Raw genomic sequence first — 26,330 nt, 5'->3', positions numbered from 1 at the left:
TGCGGGTTCAGATGGTCGAGAGGGCGAGCGCACCGAGGCGCACCCGGAGGCGTTCGAGGCCGCGGATCGTGACGCGAACCTGCGGCGGGTCGAGCACGAGGTCGCCTGTGCGGGGGTGGTGGTGGGACTGCGGCTTCTCCGCGAGGTAGCCCGCGTTCACCGCGGACGCGTACGCACGCCACCCGCCGTCGTGTGCGCGGTGGATCCAGCCGAGGTCGCGGAGCTGCGTGAAGAGGCGGTTCTGCCCGGTCTTCACGCCGGCGCGGGCGAGTATCCCGGCGGCGTCCTTCACCGCGTAGTCGCCCGACGCGGACGCGAGCTCGTCCCATGCCTCCGCGCGCGGGGCGATGACAGCGACATGCGCTTCGAGCGCCTGCCGCTGCTCGACCTCGGCTGCGTACGCCCGCAGGGCCTCCGGAAGGGTCTGCGGGATCTGCAGCCCCCGGGCGTCCTTCTCGACCTCGATGAAGTACTGGCGCGCCTGCTTCCCCCTCGGGGTGCGCTGGATCATGGCGAGTTCCTTCGCCATGTCCAGGGTCAGCGCGTGATCCGTCGCCGGGCGGCCGCCGGTGCTTTCGCTCAGAATTGCGCCGAAGTCCTCGCCCTCGGTGAAGCCGTACGCGAGCATCCGCGGGAACCAGTCCTTGTACGGCGTCGCGACGTCGAGGAACGCGTGCAGCTCGCGGCCACTGACCGCTTGGCGTCCGTCGTGCTCGCGGATCGGGATGAGCGCGGTCATGCTGCGACCTCGTGCACTTCGTCGTAGTCCGGGAGCGCCGCCTTCAGGAACGCATCCAGCTCGTCCTGGAACCAGCCGTTGATCCGCCCCTGCTTATGCGGCTCAGGGAACTCCCCCATCACGAGCTTGTTCCGCACCGTCTGCTGGGCGATGCCGCAGTACTCGGCGGCTGCCTTCGTATTGAAGACGCGGCCGCGGCTCACGACGCCACCGCCGCGACGGGCCTCTCCGCCCGGTCAAGGATGGTCTTGATCGAGATGCCGAGGAATTCGGCGATCCGGGACATCTCGATCATGTTGAACGGGGTATGCCCATTCAGGCGGCGCCCCATCGTGTGCTGGGTGATCCCAAGCACGATTGCGAGGTCAGCCGCGGTCTTTCGCTGGCGCGCGAGTTCAGCACGAATCTCATCAGCGATGCTGATCGCGAAGGCATCCTCGGGTGTCTGCTTCGTCATACAGTCAGGATGGATGATAAAGCAGACACTGTCAAGCCAATCATTCATGTTGACGATAAATCATCCATGCGTCATGCTAGCCACGTGGATAACGAAGACTTCGCAGTTCGCTTCTCCGACGCCCTTGTGTCCGAGATCAAGGCCGAGATGGGCCGTCAAGACCTCTCGTCCCGAGGGCTCGCCCGGCTGATTGGCGCCAATGCTCAGTTCGTGTCGTCACGTCTCGACGGCGGCAACCCCCGCACTGGTGAGCGCGTTATCCTCACCGTGCGCGATCTAGCCGCCATCGCGAAAGCGCTGCACGTCTCCGAGGTTGAGCTGGTCTCTCGTGCCGAAAGCGTCGCGCTCGGACGCGTGGTGCATGCACCCTTTGGTCGCAATGTCCCCGCCGTGCATGAAGATGACTTCGACGCCGTCGCACGCGAGAGCGACCCCGAGCCTACGGACGAGCAATGACCCCCATCGACAGCTACCTCGCTGACCTGGTCGAACAGGCCGGCATCACGATCGAGTACAAGCGACCGCGCGAGGGCCGCGACGGTGAGTCGTTCGTCGACCGGAAGCTCACCCGTCTACGCCCGGGCATGCACGCCCGCCTGCACAGGTGCGTTCTCGCGCACGAACTCGGGCACCACGCCTTCGGGCATCACCCCTCGCCGTTCGGGCCCGTACATGCGAAGCAGGAGCGCGCTGCGGAGGAATGGGGCGCGCTGCGCCTCATCTCCCTCGATGACTATCGCCACGTCGAGGAGATCCACGGCGGCCACGTCGGCGCCATGGCGCTCGACCTCGGCGTCATGCGCTCCACGCTCGAGGCGTTTCGATCCGTCCTCCTCCGGGTGGGGGATACCGCGTACGTGCAGCCTCGCCTCGGCAGAGGCCAGTACTCACACCGCTTCGAGGTCGCCTGATGGCCCGCCCACCGCTGGAACTGGAGACCTGGGGGAAGGTCCGTCGGAGCACGATCGACGGCAAGCCGACCGCGGTGTGCCGCTATCGAGACAGCGACGGCGTGACCCGGCTCATGCAGCGCCAAGGCAAGACCCCAGCCGAGGCGGAGCGGAACCTGATCAAGGCACTGAAGAAGCGCCTCGCCCCTGCGGGAGCCGACCTCTCACGCGAGTCGACACTCCGGCAGCTCGCGACGAAGTGGCTCGAGGTCGCACCGCAGGAGCGTGAGCTCGCGACGCAGACCCTGCGGCGCTACACGGATCTGACGAACCGAATCATCGTCGGCGGCCTCGGTGACGTGCGCCTCGGGGAACTGACTGTCCCCCGCGTGGATCGGTTCCTCACGGCGGCGAAGAAGCGCAACGGCGAGTCGACGGCGCGCACGGTACGCACGGTCATGCTGCAGATGCTCGGCTACGCCGTGCGGCAGGGCGCGATCGACCGGAACCCTGCGGAGCCCGCGACGAAGATCCGGCTCACGAAGAAGGCCGAGGTCGCGCTCAGCGTTCAGGACGTGTGGCGGATCCGAGACCTGCTCGCGAAGCGCGACGCCGGCAAGGACAAGCAGGGCCGCAGCCGGTACACGCAGATCGGTGACGTGGCCGACATGTTCATCGGGACGGGCGCGCGCACGAACGAGATCCTCGCGCTGTCATTCGATGAGCAGGTGTTCTTCGACGCGCCGATACCGTTCGTGCGCCTCGACCGGACCCTCATCGTGAACGACGCTGGGAAGCTCGACATCCAGTCGAAGCCGAAGACCGACAGCTCGATCCGCGACGCGAAGCTCCCGCCGTCGGTCGTCGCCATGCTGATGCGGCGCCGCATGGACGCGACGACCGACATCGTCTTCCCCTCATCCGTCGGCACCTATCAGTGGGACAACAACCTGATGCGCCAGTGGGGCGACGCGCTGCGCAAGACGCCGTACGCCGGCGTGACCCCGACCCTGTTCCGGAAGGCCGTCGCGACGCTGCTCGCCGACGAGGTCGGTGTGAAGGCCGCCGCGGATCAGCTGGGGAACACAGAGGAGATCGCCGAGAAGCACTACATCAAGCGGGCCAGGAAGCAGGGTCCTGATGCCGCTCGTGATGCCCTGGAGGCGTTCTTCAATCCGGGGTAGATGTCAGCCGCAAAACGACGAGTAAACGACGGATCCCGCTCCAGGTGTCAGCCGGAAACGCAAGAAGGCCCGGTCAGGAATCTATTCCTGACCGGGCCTTCTGTCGCTCGGAGCGTGGTGCACCCCCTGGGACTCGAACCCAGAACCCACTGATTAAGAGTCAGTTGCTCTGCCGATTGAGCTAGAGGTGCTCGGCGGGCCGGTTCCCCGGCCGAGGAATCACATTACCAGCGGATCCGATGGAAGCGAAATCGGCGCCGAGGCCGTGTGCATCCCTGGCGTGTCGTCCGCCCGGAGTGCGCGTTGGGCCGCGTTCGCCCAGGGTGCTTTCACCCCTGCCCCATATCCTAGAGACGTGACTGAGCCCCGCGCCGAAGCAGACTTCCAGAGCGACCTCGACCTCGCTCTCCGCCTTGCCGATGCCGCCGATGCGCAGTCGCTGCCGCGCTTCGACGCCGCCGACCTGAACGTGTCGCTCAAGGCCGACCGGTCCCACGTCACCGATGCGGACCTGGCGACCGAGCGCGCGCTCCGCGAGATCCTGCAGGCCGAGCGGCCCGAGGACGGGATCCTGGGCGAGGAGTTCGGCACGTCGGGCGACGCCCACCGGCAGTGGGTCATCGACCCGATCGACGGCACCGCGAACTTCCTGCGCGGTGTGCCGATGTGGGGCACCATGATCAGCCTCGCCGTCGACGGCGTCGCCAAGGTCGGCGTGGTCAGCATGCCGGCGCTCGGCCGGCGCTGGTGGGCCGCCCCCAGCCTCGGCGCCTGGGCGTCGACCGACGCCGAGCCTCGCGCGATCCGGGTGTCCGACGTGGCCAGCCTGGACGACGCGAGCGTGAGCTTCCAGAGCATCGCGCAGTGGGACGGTGCAGGGCAGCTCGATGCGCTCATCGCCCTGAGCCGCCGCGTGTGGCGCGACCGCGCCTACGGCGACGTGTTCTCGTACATGATGCTCGCCGAGGGTCGCCTCGAGATGGTGGCCGAGTTCGACGTCAAGGAGTACGACATCGCGGCGGCGTTCGCGATCGTCACCGAAGCGGGCGGCACGGCGACCGCGTTCGACGGTACACCCACCCTGGCCGGGCGATCCGCGCTCGCCACGAACGGCGTGCTGCACTCCGCATTCCTGGAGCAGCTGCACGCGCCGACGGCCGCGCAGCCTGCCCCCGCCCGACAGCCGAGCCCCGCCTCCTCCTGATGCGCCTCCTCGCACACGTGATCCTGCCGCTGGGGCTCGTCGTCGGCGTGCTCACCGCGGCCACGGCGTGCAGCGGCGGCGCCCCCTCCCCCGCCCCCAGCGCGAAGCCCACATCCGGCGCGAAGACCATCGCCCCCGAACCGACGGCGCCGCCCTCCTCCGACACCGCTGCGACGCCGCCCGCCGCGCTGAGCTGCGAGACTCTGATCCCCTCTGACACGGTCGACGCGCTGCACAAGCAGGGCTGGGCCGCGATGAAGCGCGACTTCGCCTTCGGACCCGAACCCGTCCCCGGCGGCATCGAGTGCCTGTGGTCGGATCCGGCCGTCGCCTCCGACCACGGCCTGCTCTACGGATGGGCGCCGATCGCCGGCGCCGAGGCGAAGACCCGTCAGGAGCAGCTGGTCGCATCGGGCTGGATCCGCGAGGACAGCGCCCGCGGCGTGTACATCACGGCGGATCCGCGCGCCTCGCTCAGCCAGGATGAGGACGGCTACGGGATGACCTACCTGTTCGGTCCGGGATGGGTGACCGTGTCAGACACGAAGCAGGGCCTGGTCCTGATCGATCCACGAGGTTGATCCGGATGCCCGTGCGGACGACCTCTTTCACCCTTCCGGCCGCCCCCGACCGGGAGAACGAGGATGCGATCGCGCTGGCCGCGGGCATCGGCGTCGTCGTCGACGGCGCCGGGATCCCGGCGGAGCTGCGCCGTGGCTGCACGCACACCGTGGCCTGGTACGCGCGTCGCCTCGCCGACGCGTTCTGCGCCCGACTGGTCGATCGCGGCACGCCGATGCGCGATGCCTTGGCCGGAGCGATCGCCGAGGTCACCGCGCTCCACACCGGAACCTGCACGTTCGAGGGCGGATCACCGAGCGCGACGGTCGCCGCCTGGCGTGTCGACGGCGCCGAGGTCGAACATCTCGTGCTCTGCGATGCGTCGGTGGTGGTGAGGGACGCGTCAGGCCGCGCGCAGGAGATCACCGACGACCGCATCGAGAGCTCCGTGGCGCGGCGCACCAGAGAGCTGCTGTCTGCGCGCACGGACACGGCCGACCCCCATCCGGACGAGCTGGCCGCGCTCCGGTGGCGAGCCCTCGAGGAGTGCCGCAACGCTCCTGGCGGGTTCTGGTGCGCGCAGGCGGATCCGTCGGTCGCGGAGCAGGCCCTCATCGGACGTCAGGCGATCGACGGCACGGCGGCCGTGATCGCCGCATCCGATGGCGGCACGCGCGGATACCAGCTGGTGGACGCGCACGATCTGCCGTCCTTCGCGCGCCGGGCCGCATCCGGAGAACTGGAGGGGCTGGCCGCCGAGATCCGCGCCGGTGAGGAAGGGCTCCGCACCCGCGCCGACTTCGACGGCAAGATCCACGACGACCTCACGATCGTTGCCGGATCCTTCGACTGACGCACTCCCCGCGTCCGCACGGCGCGGGCGAGTTGCCCGACACCCCGCGGCCTTCTACTGTCGAGAGCGTGATGGCAGATGCGCTCCAGTCCGCGTGGTCCGACGTCTCGAGCCAGGATCCGGTGCGCATCGCCCAGGCTCTCGACGCCTTCCGCGGGCTGCTCCCCGAAGCGCTGATGACCGAGGGCGAGGGCGGGGACGCCCACCGCAGCGCACTGCGCGGACTCGCATACGGCCTCGACGAACTCGGCCGCGAGGACGAGGCCAGGGAGATGTACCGCACGCTCGCCGAGGTCTGCGAGAGCGCACTCGCCGACCAGGGACACCTGGACGAGCACCGCGAGCGGCTCCTCGACGACCGGCTGTACGCCCGCGCCGCCGAGCAGATGGTCGGCCAGGGGCCGGCTTCCTCCGCCGTCGTCGCAGCGCTGGACGCGCTGATCGCAGAGGGCGAGCAGACGCTCGGCGGTGCGCACGGCCGGGTGCTCTGGCTGCTGGACCGGCGGGCGCAGCTCCTGACTCGGATGAACGCTGCCGAGGGTCTGCACGCCTACGACCTGCTCATCGCTCGCGCCGCGGCCGCGGACGAACGCGGCGAGAACCACCTGACGGCGCTCGCGGCGAAGGCGACGGAGCTGTCCCGGATCGATGAGGACGAGCAATCCGCCCTGCTCTGGGGGCAGGTACTGGACGGCCGCCGTGCGCTGCTCGGCTTCGACGCGCCCTCGACGCTGGACGCGTGGTGGTGGCGCGCGCGGACCCGGTACTGGTCGGGCGACGCCGCCGGAGCCGACGCCGACCTCGTCCTGCTGATCCCGGCCCTGCAACGGCAGCACGGGGAGGACGACGCGCTCACCCTGGACGCCATGAAGTTCCGCGCCACCACGCTGCGGGTGCTCGCGCGTGACGGCGTCACCGCAGACGATCCACTGCCGCTGGTTCGTCGGATCGCCGTGCTGGAGACCGCTCGCTTCGGCCCGGGCGCCGACCAGGTGCTCGCGTCCCGGATGATGGCGGTCGAGGTGCAACTCGACCGGGAGGACCGAGAGGGACTGTGGCCCGCGCTCATCGCGGAGGCCCGTGGGATCGTCGACGACACCGCGGATCGCCCACCGCGCGCCACGCTCGCACTCCGCTCGCGAGACCTCCTCGCCCGCGTGCTGCGCGACGCCCACGCAGAGGATCCCTCCCCCGCGCTCGCCGAGTCCGGCCTCGCCGCTGCCATCGCGCGGTGCGAACATCTCGATCGCGCCCGCGAGGAGTCGACCTCCATCGCTTCGGCGGCGGCGAGTCCGACGCCCGGTGAGGATCCGGATCCGTCCCTCGCCTCGCCCGAGCAGCTCGCGAACGAGATCGCGCACGCCTGGACGGACCTGTCCCGGTGGCGCGCACCGCATTCCCCCGGCGCTCTGGAGGCGCTGCGCACGGGCGCCGAACGCCTCCGCGAGCTCGGCGCCGCCGGACGCCGGAGCGAGATCGACGTACGGGACGGCCTCGGCTCCGCCTTGCGCGACGCCGGCCACGGATCCGAGGCTCTTGCCGAGTTCGAGCGCTCGCTCGCGCTCGAACTGAGTCTCGCCGCCGAGGCGTCGACCCCGGAGGACCGCCGCACCGCGGCGACCAGGCTGGCCCAGTCCCGCTACGCCCTCGGCGCCACGCTGCGCGGCATCGGGCGCAACGCCGAGGGCGAGGCGCTGCTCGCCGACGCCATCGAGATCGCGCAGCACGACGGCGCCTCCCCGCAGATCATCTCCGAGGTCCGTGCCGCCCGCGCGCTCGCCCTGCAGGATCTGGGACGCAGCGACGAGGCCGCCGCCGAGATGCGGGCGCTCTACGACGCCTCGGGCGACGTCGGCCACGCGATCGACCTCGCTGCGGTGTATCTGCGCAGCGACCGCGCTGCCGAGGCGGAGGCGCTGCTGCGCCCTGTGCTCGCACACCTCGAGGCGGAGGGCTCCACGGAGACCGCGCAGGGCTCCCGCGTGATCGGCAACCTCGCGCTGGCCGCGTGCCAGCTCGGGCGGGACGCCGAAGCCGCCGCGACCTACGACCGGCTCTACGAGCTGCAGTCGCGCATCCTCGGTCCGGAGCACCGCGACACCCTGATCACGCTGCACAACCGCGCGCAGGAGGAGCGGCACCTGGGTCGCTACGCGGAGGCGGCGCGACGCTTCGATTCGGTCCTCGTACGGCGTACGGCGGCGCTCGGCGGGGACGATCCGCACACGCTCAGCACCCTGTCCGCCCTTGCCGGCACGGTCGCGGACGCCGGAGACCTCCCGCGCGCCAGGGAGCTGGCGGAACGGGTCGTCGCCGAGACGCGCGCGGTACTCGGCGAGACGGATCCGCAGACGCTGCGCCGGATCCGCGATCTGGACGGCATCCTCGCGCGTCTCGGCGACGCCCAGCAGGATCGCGACGTGCTCGCCGATCAGGTCAGGGCCGAGTTCGTCTCGGCCGAGCACGCCACCGACGAAGGCGCCACCTCGACCGGGCTCGCGGCGTTGCGTTACGCCGACCACCTCGCCCGGCAGAACCGCTTCGGCGATGCCTTGGTCGAGTACAGCCGCGCCCGCGACGCGCTGAGCGACACCGCCGGCATCGACTGGCTGAGGGCCGAGCGCGGCGCCGCCGAATGCTCGAAGCGGCTCGGCGCCTATCGAGAGGCCGCCGACGCCTACGTGCGCATCGTGCCGCAGATCGAGAGGCTGTTGCCTGGCGACCACTGGGCGCTCGCCGACACGCTGAACGATCAGGGCCTCGTGCTCTCGCACCTGGGTCTCCTGGACGCGATGATCCCCGTGCAGGAGCGCGCGATCCGGGTCGCCGACAGCGCCGGATCCGACCCCGAACGGGCCGTGCAGCTGCGGATCTGGTTCGGACGCCGTCTGGCCGAGGCCCGGCGCTTCCCGGAGGCGCTCGCCGCCTACGACGATGCCGCCGAGACCGGTGCCCGCACGATCGGCGCCGAGCACGCGGTCACTCTCGACGCGACCGATGACCGGGCCGAGACGCTGATCGCGCTCGGGCGGCATCGCGAGGCGTTGAAGATCTACCGCACCAGCATCCCCGCCATGGAGCGGGTGCTCGGCGCCGACTCCGCGGCCGTGCGTCGCGCCCGGACCAAGCAGAAGGCGGCGGCGCAGCAGGCGTCCAAGACGCGTTCGGTGATCATCGGCGGCGTCATCATCGCGGCCATCCTCGTGTACGTGATCTGGACGCAGATGAACTGATCGTCGAGCTCGCTCGCGACCGCAGACCTCGCAATCGTCGCTGCGCCGCAGGCCGCGACGTCCCCAGTGCCGGCAAACGCCGATATGCGACAGCGCTACGACCAACTTGCGACGTTCTACCGGACCGCACGTCATGGAATCGGCTCACGTCGATCTCATCAGTTGCATGGCTAACCACGCGGTCGAGATCCCAGATGCTCGGCCCGCGTCTTCCCAGCAGCTGTGCATCGCCAGGAGGGTATGGCGGGTGCGGTCGGTATTTTCCCGCCGGCCGCACCAGCATCCCGTGGACCTCTGGCATGTATCGAGGCAGCGCTCAAGGCCGCCGCGCATCTCTCGCCGAGCTGCGCCTCCACAGGCGCACCTCCTGCTCAGCCGCCTCACACCGCTCAGAGACGCTGGAGCGACACGCTCGCGGCCGCTTCACGACATCTTGTGAACCCCGCGTCACTATTTCGACCCTGCTCCTCATACGGTCGCCCCTCGTGGACGCCCAGGGGCTATGGTGATCGTGTCGTCGCAGGGCACCCCCAGCATCCGCGGCGGCAGGGCACCTTGGTTTCCCGGCTCGGTGCCATAGTTCGCTCTCTGGGGAGAGTGAGCGGACCGGTGGTTCCTTCAACAGGGAACGGGGCCACCGGCTTCCCTTCCGCGCCCCCTCACGACGTCGTTGACGTGACCATCCGGTCGCCAGTGTCGAAGTGCGGCCGTCGCGATACGAATGACGTGCGCCAGCGCCGGGGACGTGCTGTGTGGGGTCGCAACGCCGTGAAGGTCGATGAGTCGGACTGAGAGAATCTGTGAGTGCAACCCGAAAGTGAAGTCAGGATCCGACAGGCCGACCTGAATGGAGCCGACGCAGCCATTGTGAGCCGCCTCATCGAGGCGTACCTCGCACAAACGGAACTCGAAAAGGCGGCACATCTAGCTGAGGCGGTGGACCTCGATGGCCTCCCAGAGCGGTACCTCGCTGAGGTCGAACACCCTGCGGAGGCCTACGAGCGCGCCGACGTCCTTCTGGCGGACGTCGATGGCGAGCCTGCCGGCGTTGCCGTGCTCCAACACCGCACCGCCACCCACGAGATCAAGCGCGTCTGGGTTGACCCGCGTGCAAGAGGCCGCCGAGTAGGTTCCGCTTTGATCGACGCACTCGTCGGACAACGGGATAAGCCCGTCCGGCTAACGGTCTGGTCATGGAGAGACGAGGCGATGCGGCTGTACCAAAGTCGTGGTTTCGTTCCTGTTGCGTCGTGGGAGAACCGCCCTGGGCTCGTGTGCATGGAGCTTCCTGCCGTCGACGCCGACGGGTCATCGCGATAGGTCTGAACGTGGCCCATCCCCTGGCCGAAGTCGGGGAGATCGGAGACCATCGTCATGCGCTCAGCCATTCGGGCTGCCGCGTCTGCGATTTGCTCGAGGCGAGGATCGCACCCCGTCCATGTACTCAACGGCTTCAGGGGGCGAGCAGAGCCGATCAGGTTGGTCGAGATGACGCAGCCTTGCCCGTCGCTGCTCGAACTCGCGGATGCGTGCGCGCAACTCGATCTCGACGTGGTCGATCTGTTGTGCTGCTCGGTCGGCATCGACATCCACATATGCCGGGGATGCGAGCCAGGGGGACGCCTGCGTGGGCGACGGTGACGATGCGGGTCAGGTCGATGATCGCTTGGGCGCCGTCGCGCCGATATCCAGAGGAGTCTCGCTCGGGTTCGGGCAGGAGTCCTTCGGCATGGTACACACGGATGGCCTTGGCGGTGACTCCCGCATGGGTGGCGAGCTGTCCAATGGTCAGCATCCTTCGATACTGCCCTTGCCCGTGAGGCAAGGCTGCACACTGGTTCCATGACTGATCATGACTTCGATGAAGACACTCTCCGTGCACTCGCAGACGAGGGAAACGAGACCGCACTGGATCGGCTCGCCGACCTCTATGACGCCCGCGACGACGGGGAGGCGCTCTCTGCACTGCTGGACGAGGGCAGCGAACAGGCCGGGCGGCTGTTGACGCGTCGCGCCGTTGCGAACCGTGACCTACGCGAACTGCAAAGGCTCTCCGACGCTGGAAGCAGTGAGGCCGGCGTGGAGTTGAAACGACTTCTCACGCAAAGGGAATGAGCACGAAGATGGCCCGGCGAGTGACGTCGCACCGTGGCCGCGGTGTATCTGCGAGAACCAGCAGGCCGCTCGCCAGAGCGCGTCCGCGCCCGTTCGGGCCGTTCCGGGGTCCACACCTCAAAGTTGCAGTATGGCGGAGATGCCGGCGGATTCGTCTGTGACTGCTTCTTTCATAGGGTGGCGCGGTCACCACCGATGCGGACGCCACGGTTCTCAAGATCCCCCGTCACGAGACCGAGGACGTGTCCGACAAAGGTCGTGCTCGTTGGCTGAGAGTCGGGAACGACTTCGGGCGTCAGCCTCCCGTAGGCGCCTCGCCGACCGTCACCCTGCGCCATGTGCGACGCAGGTTCACAGTGCGCCATGTCGACGTCTGACTGCAGCCCATCGCGTCGAACAGGTCGCTGTCGCGATCAGGAGCGGGAAGCACGGAAGACCGTGTTCGCGGCTCCGGAGCCACGGCCGCGCGGGAGAAGGAAGAGAGCGGCTCAGTTGATTCGCCCCTCTGCCCACTCCTGAATGAGCATGACGAGGGCGCCGGCCTCGCGCTCGCCGAGGTGGCTCGGGAACTCGTGCACCTCGCCGATCGCGGCAATGATCTGGCTCTTGCTCTGGGGATTCACCCTCACTGCCTCAACCTCGACCTGGACTCGCGGAGTCGATACAGGATCCTCGCCGAGACCACGAGATCGCAGGTGGCGGTCCGTGAGCATGAGACCATATGGGCCCGCCAGGGTGCTGGCACTGAAACACGCGAGGATCTGCTCGCCTGGGTCGAGTGGCATCTTCTTCGCGAACTTTGCGAAGTGCTTCGCGTGTTTCTCGTCATCGGCGTATTTCGCTGCAGCAAAGAGGCCGAGTTCCTTCACTCGCGCGCGGATGTCGCTCGCTGCGACCGGGGCGCCGGCGATCGCCGTACCCGTGCTCGCCACGGCTTCCAACGTCGTGGTGATCGCGGCGACGAGCAACTGGCTGAACCACTCGGCGTCCTCCTCGTCAACGAGTGAGTCGGCGCTGTCCCAGTCGTAGCTCTCGATCGCCGTCGAAGCGATCGCGGCGGCCGACGCCGCGATGCCGTTCGGTCCGACGTAGAGCGGGTACTGTCGCGCTTCCCCCTTGCCGAACACCAGATCCACGTTGTCCTTGACGATGAGTCGGCGATCGGTGACGAGGAATCCCTGTGCTTCTCGCCTGTTGGTGAATCGCGTCGCGACGTCGTATCCCACCCAGACGACGGGGAGTTCGTCGTCGCCTGCGGGCGAGACCAGCATCATCTGCTCGATGGCCCGCCACAACCTGTCCTGACCGTCGTCCCACGTAGGGTGCGTGTGCCCGGGAACGAACACGAAGTCTTGAATATCGGGCTTCTCCGCTGCCAGCTCCGCGGCCCGTGCCGTCAGCAGCGTGAACAGAGCGGACCGCTGCGGCGGGAGGGCTGATTCATACATCTCGATGCTTTCCACGCTGAGAGCGTAGCTTAGGTTGAACGATGATTCAGCGAATCTGCGCGACGAGCGACAAGACCCGTCTTCCAGGTCGCGCTGGCCGACGACCCGGCAACGCCAGATCCCCGCAGGCGGGGACCCGGACCGAGGCGGCGTTCTGCTGATGGGCGTTGCAGGAAGCGCACCTCCACGACGCTCGCGCGCATTGCGCTCGCTCTCGCCGACGCGTACTCCCCGGAGGACATCGACCTCCTCGACCTCGACGCCGGCGACCTCCTTGGCGTGAAGCTTCCTCGCAGCGCCCCTGTGGCACTCACCACAGGTCGAGGCTATGCCTGCAGCGGCGGCGACATCGCCCTCCTCCAGGCCTTCGGGGGCCCACGGGGCGTCTAGCGAGCTCACGAAACGAGAAACGCACCAACAAGGAAACCCCAGGCCACAATGACCTGGGGTTCCTTGTATTCCATCTTGCGACAGCGGCACGGTGGAGCTGGGGGGAATCGAACCCCCGTCCAACGCTGAGTCTCCACGCCTTCTCCGGGCGCAGTCTGTGCAGACGTTCTCCTCGGCTCCGACCTTTGTCACAGACACCTAAGTCGACAAGCCCAGCCTGGGAAGAGTCCCGTGCGACGTCCAGACGCCATCGCACAGCAAGATTCCTAGATGACGCCAGGATCCGTATCGGAATCACATACGGCCTGACGGACTATCGGGCTCGCTTACGCAGCGAGGGCGAAGTCAGTGCGCTTTGCATTGGCACTTATTGTTTTGCAGGGAGCGTTCACGAGATAACCCTGCATCCTCGGCCCGCTTCTCGTGGATTCACAGGCGCTGTCGAAACCGATCAGCCCCGTGGTCCTTCTTGCGAAGGAGCCGCTGTCGCTCTGTGGAATTACCAGCGGGTGCACGAAGCACCCGAGCATCACAGACTACAACGCTTGAGCCGCCCGCGCCATTCCGCGCCCGTGAGACGGCGCCCCTCCCCTTCCCCAGGGCGCCGTCGATCAGCGACCCCAGCGCCGCGCGCTCACTTCCCGCTGCCGTTGCACGCCACCCCGGGTGACGGCACGAACTCCTTCAGGCCGGCCTTCACGAACGACCCGTAGGACTGCACACCGTGATACCTGTCGACGCCGCCAGGGCTCTGACTCCCTCGCATCGCGATCGCGTCATCATCGAACCCCGGAGGGTTGTTCTCCACCGAGTCCATCCTGTCCAGCCCCGAGTAGACGCATTCGGACGCGGCGTGGGAGGGTCCGGATGTCGGATCCTCGTTCCCGTTGGTCTCGCCGGCATATGCCGCGCTGGATCCTGCTGCCACGAGCCCCAGCGCGATCGCACAGCCGATCGCCACTCGTTTCATCTGATGGTCCTCCTTCACGCAGTTCTTCTTCGCCGAGGCGCGGAACTGCGCCGCGGTGCGCGAATTCTACGCGCGCACCACGGCGGCGCTGCACCGTGCTAGCACGCGGAGTGCGGCGACTGCCGGCCTCTCGGAGATGCCCCGGGCAATCGACGGTGCCGTAGAGTCGCGACATGAGCGAGGTCGTCATCACCGTCCGCGGCGAGCACGAGGTGCGGATCGCACCCGAACGCGCCATCGTCACGCTGTCCGTCGCGCTGGACGGCCCGGATCGCGAAGAGGTCGTCGCCCGCACGCTCACCCTCGCGGAGCCCGTGCGCGACGGAATCGCCGCTCAGGAGAAGGTCGGTGCCGTAGAGAGCTGGTCCAGCCGCCGCCTCGCGGTGCGCTCGGAGCGGCCGTGGAGCAACGACGGTACGCGGCTCGCCCTGGTGCATCACGCCTCGGTCGATTTCACGGCGACGTTCGCGGACTTCGCCGCGCTCTCCGCCTGGGTCGCCGAGGTGTCGACCGGTGACGGCATCGCCGTGAACGGCACCGACTGGATCCTGACGCCCGAAACGCGAGCCCGCGTCGAGCAGGAAGTGGCGTCGCAGGCGGTGCGCACAGCGGTCACGCGCGCCGGTGCGTATGCGGCCGCCTTGGGACTCACCACGGTCGAGCCGATCGAGATCGCCGACGCCGGGCTCATCACCGACCGCGGCGCGGCGGACATGGCCCCGAAGGCGATGCGCGCGTTCGCCGCTCCCCCATCAGGCGCCGGACTCGAACTGCAGGGCGACGACATCACCGTGTCCGCGACCGTCGAGGCGCGGTTCGTAGCCGCCTGAGGAGCGACAGGAACCGCGCCTCGAACAGGCGTGCAGAGTCAGGCCCTGCGGCGCCTCACGAACGCCAGGGCGAGCACGCCGCCGAGCAGCAGTACTGCTCCGGCACCGATGACCGGCAGCGGATCGGCGCCGGTCGCGGGCAGGGATCCGCTGCCGGATCCGCCAGGAGCCGTCGTGGGCACGGTACTCGGCGTGATCGTCGGGGTCGGTGTGGAGGTCGGAGTGACGACGACGGGCGTCAGTACGAAGTCCTGCCCTTCGATCAGCTCACCGAGCTCCGTGATGGTCACCGTGCGCGTCGCCGGGGTCGCCCCCGTGAAGCCATCGGGAACGGCGATGTCGATCGTGTGGACGCCGGGAGCGAGCTCGCCGAGCGCGTACGAGCCGTCCGCGGCCGTCGTGATCGTGACGGGGCCGCCGGGGCCGGTGACGGTCACGCTCACTCCCTGGTGGGGCGCTCCGCCGTCGTCCGTGACCGTGCCGGCGACGGAGCCGAGACGGGCGAGCGCGAAGTCCACGTTCGCGACGTCATCGGCGGCGACCGTCTCGGCGCGCGACGCATCACCGGACACGACGTAGCCCTGAGGAGCCTCCACGCGCACGGTGTAGTCGCCGCGGGGAAGGCGCGGGAACGAGTACGTGCCGTCCGCGGCGGTCACGGTCTGCGCAGTCCCGTCCGGACCCTCCGCGGTGACGACCACACCGCCGACGCCCGCGCCGGCCGCGGTGACCGCACCCGAGAGTGTCGGCTGCACCTGAAGGATGAAGTCCTTGCCGGTGATCGGCGTCTCATCGTTGTCCGGCACCGTGAACGGCGTCGGCGAGGACACCAGGGTGTACCCGTCCGGCGTGGTGATCCTCACCGCGTGGATGCCCACCGGCACATCGTCGAAGAGGTACGACCCGTCCGCGCCGGTGACCACCGTGCGTCCGCCGTCGAGCGTGATGGCGGCCCCTGCGATCGGAGTGCCGTGCTGGTCCTTCGCCGTCCCGGAGACGGGCACGGGGATGATGTCGCGCACCGCGAAGTCGGCCGTGCCATCGGCAGCGGTCAGGTCGACCTGGCGCGACCGCAGGTCGCTGGTCTTGCCCGCGGGCGGGGTGATCTCGACCGTGTACCCGTCGGTCGCGACGGCGCCGCCGAACGAGTACGTGCCGTCGGCCGCAGTCGTGGTCGTGCCGATGACCGTCCCATCGGCGGCGGTCAGCCGCACGCCGACGCCGGCCGCCGGAGTGCCGGCGGTCTGATCCAGGACGACGCCCGCGACGGCGCGCGTGATCGCCGCGAACCACGTCTGGTACACCGGGAACCCGGCACGACGGGTGAAAGTGAAGGTCAGGGAGGAGATCGGCGCGTTCGGCTCGAACCACGCGGCAGCCCCACTCGTGTCCGCCGCCGCCGCATTGCCGGTCAGCGTCAGCGTCGAGGCGTCCCAGCTCGGCACGTCGCCGGCGTCGCCCGTGCACGAGGGCTTGCCCGTGAACTCCGGCGCGCAGTAGTTGAACCCGCCGCGGAAGCCCAGCTCGGACGCGGTGAGCGCGTGGCCGCCGGGGCCGACAGCCGAGATCGCGACCTTGTCCGCGTCGATGTCGCCGAGTACGAACGTCCACCCGGCCGTCGGCGTCGCATGCGCGAAGGTGTACGTCGTCTCCGATGGCGACGAGGCGTTGTCGGCGCGCGGCCGCAGGTTCAGGTACTGCTGATCACGGCTGCTGCCGTATTTCGCACCGACGGGCGTGGTCGCTGCGAGCCACGTGCTGGCGCCGCTGATCACGCCGACGGATCCGCCGCGCGAGTCGCTCGTGTACATCGCGTCCAGCTGCGGCGCGGCGGCGGTCATCGTGCCGGTGTACGCGCCGGAGGATCCCTTCAGCTCGCCCCAGTCGGCCCAGGGGGTGCCCGTCGCGGCCGAGGCGGGCGCGACGAGGGCGAGAGCGGTGAGGGTCGCCAGAGCGGCTGCAGCGAACGCGACGGTACGTCTCATACCGATATGTTGGCAGATCTTGCACCCGGCACGGTGCGCACGGCGTCGCCGAAGGACGCACCGCGGCGGGAGGATCGACCCCTCCCGGGGATCTCAGACCGCGAAGGGTGCGAGTTCCGCGGCGAGGCGCTCGTTGACGTGCGCGTGGATGCGAGTCCCCGCCTCCTCGTGCGCGACCTCGAGCAGCAGCCCGGTCTCGTGCACGGCGGCGACGAGATCGCCCCGGTCGTACGGGACGACGGCGCTGATCTCCACCGCCGGCTTGGGCAGCACCTCATCGATCGCGGCCCGCAGCTCTGCGATCCCCTCGCCGCTGCGCGACGACACGAAATGCGCTCCGGGAACGAGCCCCCGCAGCACCATCCGCTCGTCGTCGTCGAGGAGATCGGCCTTGTTGAACACGATGAGCTCGGGGATGCTGCGCGCCCCCACATCACCCATCACATCGCGCACGGTCTTGATCTGCCCGGCCGGATCCGGGTGCGATCCGTCGACGACGTGCACGATCACGTCGGCGTCCGCGACCTCCTCGAGCGTCGAGCGGAACGCCTCGACGAGCTGATGCGGCAGGTTGCGCACGAAACCCACCGTGTCGGTGAGCGTGTAGACGCGTCCGTCGGCCGTCTCCGACCGGCGCACGGTGGCGTCCAGGGTCGCGAAAAGCGCGTTCTCGACGAGCACGCCCGCGCTGGTGAGCGCGTTGAGCAGGCTGGACTTGCCGGCGTTCGTGTAGCCGGCGATCGCGACGGACGGGATCGTGTGGCGCTTGCGCTCGGCGCGCTTGGCCTCGCGCGCGGGCTTGAAGTCGCGGATCTGCTTGCGCAGCATCGCCATGCGGGTGCGGATACGGCGGCGGTCGAGCTCGATCTTCGTCTCACCGGGGCCGCGCGAGCCCATGCCCGCGCCGCCCGCGCCGACCTGCCCACCGGCCTGACGGCTCATCGACTCGCCCCAGCCGCGCAGACGCGGCAGCAGGTATTCGAGCTGGGCGAGCTCGACCTGCGCCCGGCCCTCGCGGCTCTTCGCGTGCTGGCTGAAGATGTCGAGGATCACCGTGGTGCGGTCGATGACCTTCACCTTGACCACGTCCTCCAGAGCACGTCGCTGAGACGAGGCGAGCTCGGTGTCCGCGATCACCGTGTCGGCGCCGACCGCGGCGACGATGTCCTTGAGCTCCTGCGCCTTGCCGCGACCCAGGTAAGTGGCGGGATCCGGATGCGGCCGGCGCTGCAGCAGGCCGTCGAGCACCACAGCACCCGCGGTCTCCGCAAGCGCGGCGAGCTCGCGCAGCGAGTTCTCGGCGTCCTCCTGCGCACCCTGCGGGTACACGCCGACCAGCACCACGTTCTCCAGGCGGAGCTGGCGGTACTCGACCTCTGTGACGTCCTCGAGTTCGGTCGAGAGCCCTGCCACGCGCCGCAGCGCGTGCCGGTCCTCCACCTCCCACTGTTCGCCGTCGGTGGAGGTGTAGCCGGCGGTGGCCGTGTCCTGCAGCGCCTGCGCGGATCCGAACACGTGCGATTCCGCACGTCGCTCCGCTGCCGCCAGGACGCGCTCGACCGCGTCGCCGTGCTCGTCATGTGTCGTGGACTGCGTCATCCGCACCTTTCTCATGCCCGCCGAATCGGTCGGGCGCCTTAACTTTAGCCGGGAGTGTCCGCTACGCTCGCTCCATGGGCTCGGACCACTACTTCACTGCGGCCCCCGCCAGCCCCGAGAACCTCCGCAGGATCACGGTGACCCTCGCGGGCAAGGAGATCGAACTCACCACCGCGGCCGGAGTCTTCAGCCCCGATCACGTGGATGTCGGCACCTCCGTGCTCCTCGCGAACACCCCGCCCCCGCCGCCTGGCGGGCACCTGCTCGATCTCGGGTGCGGCTGGGGCCCGATCTCGCTGTCGCTCGCTCTCGCCTCACCGCACGCGACCGTATGGGCGGTGGACGTCAACGAGCGCGCGTTGGATCTGGTCCGCCGCAACGCCGCGGAACTCGGCCTCGACAACATCAACGCCGTCACCCCCGACGATGTTCCCGCCGACGTGAGCTTCCGCACGATCCGCTCCAATCCCCCCATCCGCGTCGGCAAGAGCGAGCTGCACGATCTGCTGGAGCGCTGGATCCCGCGACTGGACGAACGCGCGGACGGCTGGTTCGTGGTGAGCCGCAATCTCGGAGCCGACTCGCTGCAGCGCTGGCTGGCGACCACCTTCGACGGCGGCTACAGCGTCTACCGTGCGACGACCGGGCGAGGATTCCGCGTACTCAAGGTCCGTCGGCACGGCACGCCGCCCACCGACGCCATCACGTTGCCCTAAGCCTGTCGTCCAGCGCTCCGCGGACGCACCGACGGGCACGCGCCCTTCCCGCGGTACGGAAGGTCAGGCGAGTTCGATCTCGCCGGAGAAGGCGAGCTGCGCAGGCCCCGACAGGAAGGCATGCTCGCCGTCCGCGCCGGGCGCCATCGTCACTCGGAGCGTGCCGCCGGGGACCTCGACGAGCCACTCGTGAGGCGCCGCTGCGCCCGCCCAGTGCCGCACCGCGAGAGCGGTGGCCACCACGCCCGTCCCGCAGCTGAGGGTCTCGCCCACGCCGCGCTCGAAAACGCGCATGCGCACCCGGCCCACGCCGTCGTGCACGAGCGGCTCCGCCGGCACGACGAACTCGACGTTCGCGCCGTGCTCCGGCATCGGGGCGAGCTCGGGACCGTGCGCGAGCTCGAGGCCGTCCAGCTCCGCATCCGACGCGATCGCGACGACGACGTGCGGGTTCCCGACGTCGATGCCGAGGCCGGGGCGGGGAACGCTCAGACCCGTGGCGCGGGCGAGCGGATCATGCCCGGACAGCCGCCAGACGCCGATGTCGACACGGTAGCCCTCGTCGCTGCGGGTGACGTCGCGCACCCCGGCACGCGTGCCGATCGGCAGCGCGCCGCCCTCCTCGAGGTCGGCGAGCCCGGTGCGCAGCAGGTAGTGCGCGAAGACACGCACGCCGTTGCCGCACATCTCGGCCACCGAGCCGTCGGCGTTGCGGTAGTCCATGAACCATTCCGCGTCGGGGTTCTCCGCGAGCGCAGCGGTGCCCTCGGGAAGTGCGCGGGAGCGCACCACGCGCAGCAGCCCGTCCGCACCGATGCCGAAGTGGCGATCGCAGAGCGCGGCGACCTGATCATCGTTGAGCTCCAATTCACCGTCGGGGTCGGCGATGATGACGAAATCGTTGCCGGTACCGTGCCCCTTGGTGAATGCGACCATGCGTCGATTCTAGGGGCGGTGCTTCTGCGGCTGCTGCGCGCAGGGTCTGCTGTGCGCTCACGTCGCGCGCCTCCTTCTCTGCCGGGAGCGGATCCGCTCCGAGCAGATCCGCTGGCGCCGAGATCGCCCACCGCCGCACGCTGAGGTCATGACCGATGACATGCCCCGCAACCTCTTCGACGCCGACACGCGCCGGATGCTGTTCGCGCGCCGGGTGCTCGTGCTCGACGGCGCCCTCGACGACGACAACGGCGTGCTGCTCATGACCCAGCTGCTCGCCCTGGCCGCCGAGGATCCCGATGCCGACATCACGCTCTGGATCCACTCCCCCGGCGGATCCGTGCCCGCGATGCTCGCGATCCGCGACCTCATGCGCACCGTGCCGTGCGACGTGGCGACCGTCGCCTTCGGGCTCGCCTGCAGCGCCGGCCAGTTCCTGCTGTCCGCGGGGACGAAGGGCAAGCGGCGCGCGCTGCCGCACAGCCGGATCCTGCTGCACCAGGGCTCCGCGGGCATCGGCGGCACCGCCGTCGACGTCGCGCTGCAGGCCGCGGACCTGAGGCACACGCGCGATACCGTGCTGGGTCTGATCTCCGACGACACGGGGCAGAGCATCGAGCGGGTCTTCGAGGACTCGCTGCACGACCGCTGGTACAGCGCGGATCAAGCGCTCGCCTACGGATTCATCGATGAGATCACCACGGATTTCGCGGCGGTCCTGCCGCGTCCCAGTCGCCGAAGCATCGGCCTGACCGCAGAAGGAGCCTGACATGGCCTCGTTCCTCGTCCCCAACGTCATCGCGACCTCGCCCCGCGGCGATCGCGTCCTGGACGTGTACTCCCACCTGCTCGCCGAGCGGGTGATCTATCTCGGCACTCCGCTGGATGCCGATGTCGCCAACGTGCTCGTGGCGCAGCTCCTGCACCTCGACGCCACGGGCAGCGACCGGGACATCCAGCTCTACATCAACTGCGAGGGCGGAGATCCCAGCGCCATGCTCGCGGTCTACGACACCATGCGCTTCATCCGCTCGGACGTCGCCACGTTCTGCATCGGCCAGGCCGTGTCCGTCGGAGCGGTGCTGCTGGCTGCGGGAGCGGCGGGCAAGCGCGCCGCTCTGCCGCACGCCAGGGTGATCCTGCACCAGCCCGCCGCGCAGGGCCGCGGCACGATCCCCGACCTCATCCTGCAGGCCGACGAGGTCGTGCGCGTGCGCGACAGCCTGGAGGAGATCCTCGTCGCACACAGCGGGCAGAGCGCGGAGCGGCTGCGCCGCGACACGGATCGGGATCTCGTGCTCACCGCGGAGGGCGCGCGCGAGTACGGCCTCGTGGACCAGGTCGTGATGCAGGCGCCCCCGATTCCGGGGCCGCCGTCCGTCGACGCCGGACGCGCTCAGGCGGCCAGCGCGTAAGCGGCGCGCGCGGGCTGCGCGGGCTGACGGATCGGCGCCGCGGCGCCGATCGTGATCCGCTCGGCGACGCCGAGGGTGAGGTCGAGCAGAGTGAGATCGAGCGCGCCTGACACCGCGGCGAGCATCTCGCTGGACGCCTCCTTGCGCCCGCGCTCCATCTCCGACAGATACTGAGGCGAGACGCCGGCGCGCTGCGCGGTCTCGGCGAGCGTCTCGCCGCGATCCGCGCGGGCGTCGCGCAGCAGCTCCCCCACGACGGTGCGCCAGAGGCGCTCCGGTTCGGCGCCCGGGTTCGTCCTGGGTTCGTGCGAGGGGGCGTGCTCGATGCGGATCGGGTCAGGGGTCGCGGTCATGGCGCCATGCTAGGCACGCCGCTTCCGCAGGCGCGACCGGATCCGCTCAGAGCAGAACAGCTCCGGCCGGAATCGGGTGCTGACCCGGATGCGCACAGGACCGCCGAGGAGTGGAATCGAGCCCAGGGGCGATCCGCCCCCGGAGGAAGGGAACAGATGATGGCGCTCTACATGGATGTCCACAGGCTCGACGGCCCCGTCACGCTGGACGACGTCGCGGCGGCGCACGCGGCCGACCTCGCGACGCAGGATCAGCACGGAGTGCACTATCTGCGCTACTGGGTCGACGAGGCCGGCGGGAAGATCTTCTGCCTCGTCGATGCCCCGGACGCGGAGTCCGCCAATACCGTGCACCGCGAGGCGCACGGACTCGTCGCGGACGAGATCCACCTCGTCCAGGAAGGTCGCTGACGATCAGGACGCCCTGACGCCGCCCGCGGCACCCGGGCGGTCAGATGTCGTGGATGAGCCGCTTGCCGGTGTTGCCGACCTCGAAGCGCTCGTAGCCGAGCGCATCGTAGAAGCCGAGCACCTGCTCGTTCCCGACACGGACCATGAGCTGGACCTTGGGGCAGCCCATCGCCAGCAGCAGCCGCTCGGCCTCCGCGACGAGCGCCCTGCCGATGCCGGCGCCACGACGGTCGGAGGCGCTGGCCAGGTAGTACAGCCAGCCGCGGTGCCCGTCGTAGCCCGCCATCACGGAGCCGACGATCCGAGCGTCGGCGGCGTCGGGCTCGGCGTCGGGCTCGGCGGCGTCGGCGGCGACGGGCCGATCCTGCACGCGCTCCTCCGCGACGAGGAAGAGCTCCGGCTGGACCGCGAGCTTGCGCTCGATGTCGGCCCGGGGATCGTTCCACGGCCGGGTCAGGCCCGCATCCTCCCAGAGGGCGACGACGGCGTCGGTGTCGCGCCGATCGAAGGCCCTGATCGCGATTCCGGTGGTCATGCCTTCTCCTCCACGATGGTCCGGGCGTCGATCGGCGCCAGTGCGTCTATCCACTCCGCTTCGACGTACCGGCGGAACCAGGACACCTGGCGTCGCGCATATCGGCGGGTCAGCGCCTGCGTCTCGGCGATCGCCTCGTCCTGGGTGAGCGCGCCGGTGAGCTGGGACAGCGCCTGCGCGTAGCCGATCGCACGGCGTGCCGTCGTGCCCTGCTCGAGCCCCTCGCCGCGCAGTCGTTCGACTTCAGCGAGCATGCCATGCTCCCACATGCGCTCCACCCGACGGTCCAGCCGCTCGACCAGCGCGGCGCGTTCGACGCCCAGCGCCAGCATGCGCGTGCGCGGGTGCCACGGCACCGGCTGCTCGGGCAGCGCCGCGCCATGGGTGCGCTCACCCAGTGCGAGCACCTCGAGCGCCCGCACGATGCGGCGGCCGTTCTTCGGGTCGATCCGTGCGGCGGTCTCCGGATCCTGCTGCTGCAGGCGGGCGAGCAGGGGCCCGGGCCCGTCGTGTTCCAGCTCGGCCTCGAGGCGCGCACGCAGCGCGTCGTCCCGGGGCGGGAAACGGAAGTCGTAGAGCACGCTGGAGATGTAGAGACCGGATCCGCCGACGAGGATCGCGTCCGCGCCCCCGGCGTGGATCCGATCGATCGCGGTGCGCGCGTGCGGCTGATACCAGGCCACCGCCGCGTCCTCGGTAACGTCGAGCACGTCGAAGAGGTGATGCGGGATCCCCCGCCGCTCCGAGACGGCGAGCTTCGCGGTGCCGATGTCCATGCCGCGGTAGAGCTGCATGGCGTCCGCGTTCACGATCTCGGCGCGACGCCCGCGCGAGGACAGCGCTTCCGCGAGGTCGAGCGACAGGTCGCTCTTGCCGGTGCCGGTCGCGCCGACGATCGCCCACAGACGCGGGACGGCGACGTCGGATCCTTCGCTCCCCCCGCCGCCCTCCCGCCGGCGCTCCGCGCTGCCCGGAGCCTCCGAGGCGCGTGGGCCCGGCTCGGGGACCGGCACGGCGCCCGGCGCGTTCACACTCCGACGCGGAGCGTCGGCAGTCCCAGCGACACCGCGCGCGGCTTCCCGTCGGCCGCGGGAGCGGCCGGCACCGCGCAGGACTCGGACTGCGCACGGTCCCAGGCGTCGCCGCCGCGCGTACGGCGGATCCGCAGCGGCGCGCCGTCCGGTGCGTCCGCGAGCAGGTGGAACGGCGCCCCGTGCGTGATCGTCACGGTCACCACATCGCCCGGACGCGGCCGGTCGGAGCCCTCCGGCAGCTCGAAGTGCACGAGGCGGTTGTCCTGAGCGCGGCCGGTGAGCCGGTGCGTCTCGGCATCCTTCTTGCCCTCCCCGACGGAGACCAGGACCTCGACCTCGCGGCCGACCTGCTTCTGGTTCTCCTCGAGCGAGATGCGCTCCTGCAGCGCGATGAGGCGCTCATAGCGCGCCTGCACGATCTCCTTGGGGACCTGTTCCTCCATGGTCGCGGCCGGCGTGCCCTCGCGGATCGAGTACTGGAAGGTGAAGGCGCTCGCGAAGCGGGCCTGCTCCACGACGCGCATCGTGTCCTCGAAGTCCTCCTCGGTCTCACCCGGGAAGCCGACGATGATGTCGGTGGAGATCGCGGCGTTCGGGATCTTCGCGCGCACGCGGTCGAGGATGCCCAGGAACTTCTCGCTGCGGTACGAACGACGCATCGCGCGCAGGATCCGGTCGCTCCCGGACTGCAGCGGCATGTGCAGCTGCGGCATGACGTTCGGCGTCTCCGCCATGGCGTCGATCACGTCGTCGGTGAAGGCCGCGGGGTGCGGGCTCGTGAAGCGGATCCGCTCGAGACCCTCGATCTCACCGGCGGCGCGCAGCAGCTTGCCGAACGCCTGGCGGTCGCCGAACTCGACACCGTAGGAGTTCACGTTCTGACCGAGCAGCGTGACCTCGATCGCGCCGTCCTCGACGAGCAGCCGGATCTCGTTCAGGATGTCACCGGGACGGCGATCCTTCTCCTTGCCGCGGAGGTTCGGCACGATGCAGAACGTGCAGGTGTTGTTGCAGCCGACCGAGATCGACACCCAGCCGCTGTGCGCCGAATCGCGACGGGTCGGCAGCGTGGACGGGAAGACCTCGAGAGCTTCCAGGATCTCCAGCTCGGCCTCGCCGTTGTGGCGGGCGCGCTCGAGCAGACCGGGCAGAGATCCCATGTTGTGGGTGCCGAAGACCACGTCCACCCAGGGCGCCTTGTCGAGCACGGCCTGCTTGTCCATCTGCGCCAGGCAACCGCCGACGGCGATCTGCATCCCCGCGTGCTTGTCCTTGCGGCTCTTCAGATGCCCCAGTGTGCCGTACAGCTTGCCGGCGGCATTGTCGCGCACCGCGCAGGTGTTGATGATGACGATGTCCGCCTCGTCCCCCATGGCGGCGCGAACGTAGCCGGCGCTCTCCAGCGAGCCGGACAGGCGCTCGGAGTCGTGCACGTTCATCTGGCATCCGAAGGTGCGCACCTCGTACGTGCGCCGCTGCCCGGCCTCATCGAGCGCCGCGGCGGAGGGCGCGATGAGCGTGGGCTCTGAGAGGGGAATGGTCATAGTGCCTGCCATTCTACTTTCGCCTGGCGGGAAAGGTCCCCGCCCTTCTCCTGGGCCGCCCCTCGGTGAGGTGGAACTCCGTCCTCCGGGATCAGCTCTCCTCGAACCGCACCCGCCCGACGCCCGAACCACGCTGCGTCTCACGCCAGGCCGTCCGTGCGGCGGTCAGCGCGACGCTGCCTCCGTACCCCCGGCGAGAGAGCTGCCCGACGAGGCGCCGGATCGCGGTGTCCTCGTCGTAGCGACGCAGACCGGCCACCTTGGAGCGTGCATAGTCGAGCGCCCGCTCGGCATCGTCATCGTCCAGGACGGACAGCGCCTCGTCGGCGACCTGGCGCGGAATGCCGCGTTGGCTGAGCGTGCGGGCGATCGCCACACGCCCCTGCCCCTTGCGTTCGGATCCCGCGGTCACCAGGAGCTCGGCGAGGGAGACGTCGTCGAGATAACCGCGCTGCTCGAACTGCTCGATGACGAGATCACGATCCTCGGAAGACAGGCCGTTCTCGCGCAGCACGTCGCGCGCCTCCGCGCTGGAGAGCTGCTTGGAACGGAGCTTCCGGACCAGCAGCTCGCTCGCGTCAGCGATCGGGTCGTCGGGGGCGAAGGCGTCGTCCCCGCCGTGACGGCCGACGGCGCGCAGCCCACGACGGCCCGGCGCAGATGACGCCGCCGCAGAGGCATGAGCCGCTTCCGGCGCCAGCGCTGCGGCGGCGGGGTGGCGGGAACTCGGCCCGCGACGCTCGGCCGCAGATTCCGCAGCCCAGGTCGAGCGCCACTCCGCCCCCGTGGACGGCTCTGCCGGTGCAGGGCCCGAGGGGCGCGGCCGCCCGCCATCGGCGGTCGTACCGCGCCCTCCGAACAGCGGGATCACGGGGGCGAGGCGACGGTCCTCGGACGATGCCCCGCCCCTTTCGTCACTCACGGCTCA

General features: G+C 69.7%; 28 protein-coding genes, 1 tRNA gene and 1 other RNA gene. 14 read left to right on the top strand and 16 right to left on the bottom strand.

Annotated elements, in window-relative coordinates; all coding sequences use genetic code 11:
- Window positions 1-7 precede the first annotated feature (7 nt).
- From ACFC1J_RS08455 to ACFC1J_RS08445, 3 genes are read right to left on the bottom strand one after another with little or no spacing between them, the layout of a single operon-like run.
- Entirely contained in the window at window positions 8-739 is a 732-nt protein-coding gene (locus ACFC1J_RS08455) for an antA/AntB antirepressor family protein (protein ID WP_375904293.1), read from the bottom strand.
- Window positions 736-942: a helix-turn-helix transcriptional regulator gene (locus tag ACFC1J_RS08450; protein ID WP_375904291.1), complete on the bottom strand. Its 207-nt coding sequence runs from the start codon at window positions 940-942 to the stop codon at window positions 736-738. The genes ACFC1J_RS08455 and ACFC1J_RS08450 overlap by 4 nt, the downstream gene beginning before the upstream one ends.
- Window positions 939-1,196 (bottom strand): helix-turn-helix domain-containing protein, encoded by a 258-nt coding sequence (locus tag ACFC1J_RS08445; protein WP_375904289.1) that lies wholly within the window; start codon window positions 1,194-1,196, stop codon window positions 939-941. The genes ACFC1J_RS08450 and ACFC1J_RS08445 overlap by 4 nt, the downstream gene beginning before the upstream one ends.
- A gap of 84 nt (window positions 1,197-1,280) precedes the next feature.
- Here ACFC1J_RS08445 and ACFC1J_RS08440 point away from each other — a divergent pair, with 84 nt between their 5' ends.
- From ACFC1J_RS08440 to ACFC1J_RS08430, 3 genes are read left to right on the top strand one after another with little or no spacing between them, the layout of a single operon-like run.
- The gene (locus tag ACFC1J_RS08440) at window positions 1,281-1,652 is read left to right on the top strand and encodes a hypothetical protein (protein ID WP_375904287.1); all 372 of its coding nucleotides are present in this window, start codon (window positions 1,281-1,283) and stop codon (window positions 1,650-1,652) included.
- Window positions 1,649-2,107 (top strand): hypothetical protein, encoded by a 459-nt coding sequence (locus ACFC1J_RS08435; RefSeq protein ID WP_375904285.1) that lies wholly within the window; start codon window positions 1,649-1,651, stop codon window positions 2,105-2,107. Before ACFC1J_RS08440 ends, ACFC1J_RS08435 begins: the two co-directional genes overlap by 4 nt.
- The gene (locus tag ACFC1J_RS08430) at window positions 2,107-3,270 is read left to right on the top strand and encodes a tyrosine-type recombinase/integrase (RefSeq protein WP_375904283.1); all 1,164 of its coding nucleotides are present in this window, start codon (window positions 2,107-2,109) and stop codon (window positions 3,268-3,270) included. The genes ACFC1J_RS08435 and ACFC1J_RS08430 overlap by 1 nt, the downstream gene beginning before the upstream one ends.
- A 115-nt stretch (window positions 3,271-3,385) precedes the next feature.
- On the opposite strand, the gene ACFC1J_RS08425 is transcribed toward ACFC1J_RS08430, so the two are convergent.
- Window positions 3,386-3,461, bottom strand: a tRNA-Lys gene (locus ACFC1J_RS08425).
- A 164-nt stretch (window positions 3,462-3,625) separates the two neighbouring features.
- Here ACFC1J_RS08425 and ACFC1J_RS08420 point away from each other — a divergent pair.
- The 5 genes from ACFC1J_RS08420 to ACFC1J_RS08400 all read left to right on the top strand — a co-directional run bounded on the left by ACFC1J_RS08420 (window position 3,626) and on the right by ACFC1J_RS08400 (window position 10,441).
- Window positions 3,626-4,474, top strand: coding sequence for an inositol monophosphatase family protein (locus ACFC1J_RS08420; RefSeq protein ID WP_375904281.1), 849 nt, complete (start codon window positions 3,626-3,628; stop codon window positions 4,472-4,474).
- The gene (locus ACFC1J_RS08415) at window positions 4,474-5,055 is read left to right on the top strand and encodes a hypothetical protein (protein WP_375904279.1); all 582 of its coding nucleotides are present in this window, start codon (window positions 4,474-4,476) and stop codon (window positions 5,053-5,055) included. Before ACFC1J_RS08420 ends, ACFC1J_RS08415 begins: the two co-directional genes overlap by 1 nt.
- A 5-nt stretch (window positions 5,056-5,060) precedes the next feature.
- On the top strand, window positions 5,061-5,888 hold the full coding sequence (locus ACFC1J_RS08410) for a hypothetical protein (protein WP_375904277.1): 828 nt from the start codon (window positions 5,061-5,063) through the stop codon (window positions 5,886-5,888).
- A gap of 71 nt (window positions 5,889-5,959) precedes the next feature.
- Window positions 5,960-9,121 (top strand): tetratricopeptide repeat protein, encoded by a 3,162-nt coding sequence (locus ACFC1J_RS08405; RefSeq protein WP_375904275.1) that lies wholly within the window; start codon window positions 5,960-5,962, stop codon window positions 9,119-9,121.
- An 867-nt stretch (window positions 9,122-9,988) separates the two neighbouring features.
- Window positions 9,989-10,441 carry a GNAT family N-acetyltransferase gene (locus ACFC1J_RS08400; RefSeq protein WP_375904273.1) on the top strand — a complete coding sequence of 151 codons (453 nt, stop codon included), beginning with the start codon at window positions 9,989-9,991 and terminating at the stop codon, window positions 10,439-10,441.
- Window positions 10,442-10,595: 154 nt separating this feature from the next.
- On the opposite strand, the gene ACFC1J_RS08395 is transcribed toward ACFC1J_RS08400, so the two are convergent.
- Complete coding sequence (locus ACFC1J_RS08395) at window positions 10,596-10,916, bottom strand: MerR family transcriptional regulator (RefSeq protein WP_375904272.1); 321 nt, start codon at window positions 10,914-10,916, stop codon at window positions 10,596-10,598.
- A gap of 47 nt (window positions 10,917-10,963) precedes the next feature.
- Here ACFC1J_RS08395 and ACFC1J_RS08390 point away from each other — a divergent pair, with 47 nt between their 5' ends.
- Window positions 10,964-11,236, top strand: a complete 273-nt coding sequence (locus ACFC1J_RS08390; protein WP_375904271.1) for a hypothetical protein — start codon at window positions 10,964-10,966, stop codon at window positions 11,234-11,236.
- Between the two features lie 488 nt (window positions 11,237-11,724).
- Here ACFC1J_RS08390 and ACFC1J_RS08385 read toward each other — a convergent pair whose 3' ends face one another.
- The 3 genes from ACFC1J_RS08385 to ACFC1J_RS08375 all read right to left on the bottom strand — a co-directional run bounded on the left by ACFC1J_RS08385 (window position 11,725) and on the right by ACFC1J_RS08375 (window position 14,044).
- A complete protein-coding gene (locus ACFC1J_RS08385) occupies window positions 11,725-12,699 on the bottom strand; it encodes a hypothetical protein (RefSeq protein ID WP_375904269.1) in 975 nt (324 codons plus the stop codon).
- A gap of 464 nt (window positions 12,700-13,163) precedes the next feature.
- Window positions 13,164-13,533, bottom strand: a transfer-messenger RNA (tmRNA) gene (ssrA, locus tag ACFC1J_RS08380).
- A 175-nt stretch (window positions 13,534-13,708) separates the two neighbouring features.
- Window positions 13,709-14,044: a hypothetical protein gene (locus ACFC1J_RS08375; protein ID WP_375904267.1), complete on the bottom strand. Its 336-nt coding sequence runs from the start codon at window positions 14,042-14,044 to the stop codon at window positions 13,709-13,711.
- 173 nt (window positions 14,045-14,217) lie between these two features.
- On the opposite strand from ACFC1J_RS08375, the gene ACFC1J_RS08370 reads away from it, so the two are divergent.
- Window positions 14,218-14,874: an SIMPL domain-containing protein gene (locus ACFC1J_RS08370; RefSeq protein ID WP_375904265.1), complete on the top strand. Its 657-nt coding sequence runs from the start codon at window positions 14,218-14,220 to the stop codon at window positions 14,872-14,874.
- Between the two features lie 38 nt (window positions 14,875-14,912).
- Here the strand turns inward: ACFC1J_RS08370 and ACFC1J_RS08365 are convergent, their stop codons facing one another.
- Entirely contained in the window at window positions 14,913-16,859 is a 1,947-nt protein-coding gene (locus ACFC1J_RS08365; RefSeq protein ID WP_375904263.1) for a collagen binding domain-containing protein, read from the bottom strand.
- A gap of 93 nt (window positions 16,860-16,952) precedes the next feature.
- Entirely contained in the window at window positions 16,953-18,458 is a 1,506-nt protein-coding gene (gene hflX, locus ACFC1J_RS08360; protein WP_375904261.1) for a GTPase HflX, read from the bottom strand.
- Window positions 18,459-18,532: 74 nt separating this feature from the next.
- Between hflX and ACFC1J_RS08355 the strand changes: the two genes are divergently transcribed.
- On the top strand, window positions 18,533-19,174 hold the full coding sequence (locus ACFC1J_RS08355; RefSeq protein ID WP_375904259.1) for a class I SAM-dependent methyltransferase: 642 nt from the start codon (window positions 18,533-18,535) through the stop codon (window positions 19,172-19,174).
- A gap of 63 nt (window positions 19,175-19,237) precedes the next feature.
- On the opposite strand, the gene dapF is transcribed toward ACFC1J_RS08355, so the two are convergent.
- The gene (dapF, locus tag ACFC1J_RS08350; protein ID WP_375904257.1) at window positions 19,238-20,110 is read right to left on the bottom strand and encodes a diaminopimelate epimerase; all 873 of its coding nucleotides are present in this window, start codon (window positions 20,108-20,110) and stop codon (window positions 19,238-19,240) included.
- Between the two features lie 148 nt (window positions 20,111-20,258).
- On the opposite strand from dapF, the gene ACFC1J_RS08345 reads away from it, so the two are divergent.
- Complete coding sequence (locus ACFC1J_RS08345; protein ID WP_375904255.1) at window positions 20,259-20,879, top strand: ClpP family protease; 621 nt, start codon at window positions 20,259-20,261, stop codon at window positions 20,877-20,879.
- A gap of 1 nt (window position 20,880) precedes the next feature.
- The gene (locus ACFC1J_RS08340; protein ID WP_375904254.1) at window positions 20,881-21,525 is read left to right on the top strand and encodes a ClpP family protease; all 645 of its coding nucleotides are present in this window, start codon (window positions 20,881-20,883) and stop codon (window positions 21,523-21,525) included.
- Here ACFC1J_RS08340 and ACFC1J_RS08335 read toward each other — a convergent pair.
- Entirely contained in the window at window positions 21,507-21,878 is a 372-nt protein-coding gene (locus tag ACFC1J_RS08335; protein WP_375904252.1) for a helix-turn-helix domain-containing protein, read from the bottom strand. The two genes, ACFC1J_RS08340 and ACFC1J_RS08335, sit on opposite strands and share 19 nt — an antisense overlap.
- Before the next feature lie 156 nt (window positions 21,879-22,034).
- On the opposite strand from ACFC1J_RS08335, the gene ACFC1J_RS08330 reads away from it, so the two are divergent.
- Window positions 22,035-22,289, top strand: a complete 255-nt coding sequence (locus ACFC1J_RS08330; protein ID WP_375904250.1) for a DUF4242 domain-containing protein — start codon at window positions 22,035-22,037, stop codon at window positions 22,287-22,289.
- A gap of 40 nt (window positions 22,290-22,329) precedes the next feature.
- On the opposite strand, the gene ACFC1J_RS08325 is transcribed toward ACFC1J_RS08330, so the two are convergent.
- The 4 genes from ACFC1J_RS08325 to ACFC1J_RS08310 form a co-directional block, all read right to left on the bottom strand.
- Window positions 22,330-22,824, bottom strand: a complete 495-nt coding sequence (locus ACFC1J_RS08325; RefSeq protein ID WP_375904248.1) for a GNAT family N-acetyltransferase — start codon at window positions 22,822-22,824, stop codon at window positions 22,330-22,332.
- Window positions 22,821-23,729 carry a tRNA (adenosine(37)-N6)-dimethylallyltransferase MiaA gene (gene miaA, locus ACFC1J_RS08320; protein WP_375904496.1) on the bottom strand — a complete coding sequence of 303 codons (909 nt, stop codon included), beginning with the start codon at window positions 23,727-23,729 and terminating at the stop codon, window positions 22,821-22,823. Before miaA ends, ACFC1J_RS08325 begins: the two co-directional genes overlap by 4 nt.
- A gap of 122 nt (window positions 23,730-23,851) precedes the next feature.
- Entirely contained in the window at window positions 23,852-25,402 is a 1,551-nt protein-coding gene (gene miaB / locus ACFC1J_RS08315; protein ID WP_375904246.1) for a tRNA (N6-isopentenyl adenosine(37)-C2)-methylthiotransferase MiaB, read from the bottom strand.
- A gap of 91 nt (window positions 25,403-25,493) precedes the next feature.
- Window positions 25,494-26,324, bottom strand: coding sequence for a regulatory protein RecX (locus ACFC1J_RS08310; RefSeq protein ID WP_375904244.1), 831 nt, complete (start codon window positions 26,322-26,324; stop codon window positions 25,494-25,496).
- Between the last annotated feature and the right edge of the window lie 6 nt (window positions 26,325-26,330).

The organism is Microbacterium sp. NPDC056052, assembly GCF_042266785.1.
Classification (GTDB): Bacteria; Actinomycetota; Actinomycetes; order Actinomycetales; family Microbacteriaceae; genus Microbacterium.
Note: the sequence above shows the minus strand (reverse complement) of the source record. Positions and strands in the feature narration are given on the sequence as shown.